2 protein-coding genes are annotated in these 2,073 nt (G+C 71.2%); both read right to left on the bottom strand.

The window, feature by feature from the left end:
• Window positions 1-694: fumarylacetoacetate hydrolase family protein (locus tag Q7W29_09800; GenBank protein ID MDO9172113.1), on the bottom strand; the 694-nt coding region annotated here is incomplete at its 3' end.
• A gap of 18 nt (window positions 695-712) precedes the next feature.
• A complete protein-coding gene (hppD, locus tag Q7W29_09795) occupies window positions 713-1,804 on the bottom strand; it encodes a 4-hydroxyphenylpyruvate dioxygenase (protein MDO9172112.1) in 1,092 nt (363 codons plus the stop codon).
• Between the last annotated feature and the right edge of the window lie 269 nt (window positions 1,805-2,073).

Below are 2,073 nucleotides of genomic sequence, written 5' to 3'. Positions count from 1 at the left end.
CGATCTCGTCCGGGGTCACGAGCCAGGGCCCGAGGCCCGTGGCGAAGTCCTTCCCCTTGGCGGGCCCCAGGCCCACCTTCATCTCGGCCCGCTGCAGGTCGCGGGCGGACCAGTCGTTCAGCACGCAGTAGCCGGCGATCGTCGCCTCGGCTTCCGCCGGAGCCAGGTCGCGGCAGGCGCGCCCGATGATCGCGCCGACCTCCAGCTCGAAATCCAGCTCGGCGGTGTCCGGCGGCGTCGCGAGCGTCGCGCCGTGGCCCAGCATCACGGCCGGGTTCGAGAAGTAGAAGACGGGGAATTCGTACCACTGCGGGACCATGTCCAGGCCGCGGTGGCCGCGCGCGGCGCGCACGTGCCGCTCGAAGGCGTAGAAGTCGCGGAACGACGGCGGCCGCGGCAGCGGCGACAGCAGTTGCACGCCGTCGAGCGGCAGGACCGCGGGGCGGTCGCCGTCGCGCGCGACGTCGCGCTTCAGGCCGCCGGCCGCCTGGGCGAGCGTGCGCAGCAGCGGCTCGCAGCGGTCCCAGTCGTCCAGGGCCTCCTGCATGGTCGCCGGCACGCCGGTCCAGTCACGCGCACCGTTGTCGCGGTTCAGCAGGGAGGCGGCGGCGACGACGTCGACCACCTCGTCCGTGCGCACGAGGCCCAGGCGCGGGAGGTCGCCCGGACGGCGGGCGTAGGAGCAGAGCTTCATCGGGCGTTCCGCTTCCGGTTACAGGTTGCCGCGGCGCGCCTGCTCGCGTTCGATGGATTCGAACAGGGCCTTGAAGTTGCCCTTGCCGAAGCTGCGCGCGCCCTTGCGCTGGATGATCTCGAAGAAGAGCGTGGGCCGGTCCTGCAGAGGCCGTGTGAACAGCTGCAACAGGTAGCCGCTGTCGTCGCGGTCTACGAGGATCCCGTGCCGGCGCAGCACGCCGACATCCTCGTCGATGGGCCCGACGCGGTCCAGCAGCGTCTCGTAGTAGGCGTCGGGGATCTCCAGGAACTCGACGCCGTGGCGCCGGAGCCGCTCGACCGTGGCGACGATGTCGTGCGAGTACATGGCCGCATGCTGGACGCCGGGGCCGAAGTTGGCCTCCACGTACTCCTGGATCTGCGACTTCTTGAAGCCGTCGGCCGGCTCGTTGATCGGCATCTTGATGCGCTCGTTCACGCTGGCGACCACGATGCTGCGCAGGGCCGAGTGGGCGGTCGACACGTCCTTGTCGTCGACGGTCCAGATGCGGTGGAAGCCGAAAACCTCCTCGTACCAGCGCGCCACCCGCTCCATCTCGCGGTCGCCCTGGTTGCCCACGATGTGGTCGACGAACTCGAGCCCCGCCCCCTCGACCGGCTGCGTCGGGGCGACCGGCTCGTAGCCGGGCAGGAAGACGCCGCGGTAGCCGTCGCGCTGGACGAAGGTGTGGGTCGTGTCGCCGTAGGTGGCGATCGTCGCCAGCAGGACCCGGCCGTGCGCGTCCTCGCGCACCTCCGGCCCGCGCACCGACCGGGCGCCGTGCCCGGTGGTCCACTCCCAGGCCCGCCGCGCGTCGTCCACCAGGAACGCGATGTCCTGCACGGCGTCGCCGTGGCGCGCGAGGTGGGTGTTGAGGTGGTGGTCGGGCTTCAGCGGCGTCTCGAGGACCAGGGTGATCTTCCCCTGGCGCAGCACCCAGGCCGAGGCGTCGCGGCTGCCCGTCTCGAGCCCCTTGTAGGCGACGGGCGTGAAGCCGAAGCGCTCCTGGTAGTAGATGGCCGCCTGGCGGGCGTTGCCCACGACGAAGCCCAGATGGTCGGTGCCCGTGATCTCGAACGGTACGCTCATCGTCCCCCTCCGCTCCCGGATGGCTGCTGGTGCCGCATCCAGCACATGAAAAACCAGGATGCGGCCGACGGCCAGTCCGGGGACGCGGCGACGATCGAGCCGTTCGCGATGCTCGGCGCTCACGAGATCTGGATCAGGCGGGCGCCGCGCTCACCGCCTCCCCGGCAACAACCCCGTCACCAACTCCAGGTCCTCCCGCCCCACCACCCGCAGCCCCACCAGCGCGACCACGTAGAGCACCCCCGCCAGCGCCGTCATCGCCGCGAACG

Source organism: bacterium, from assembly GCA_030654305.1.
Lineage (GTDB): Bacteria > Krumholzibacteriota > Krumholzibacteriia > LZORAL124-64-63 > LZORAL124-64-63 > PNOJ01.
Note: the sequence above shows the minus strand (reverse complement) of the source record. Positions and strands in the feature narration are given on the sequence as shown.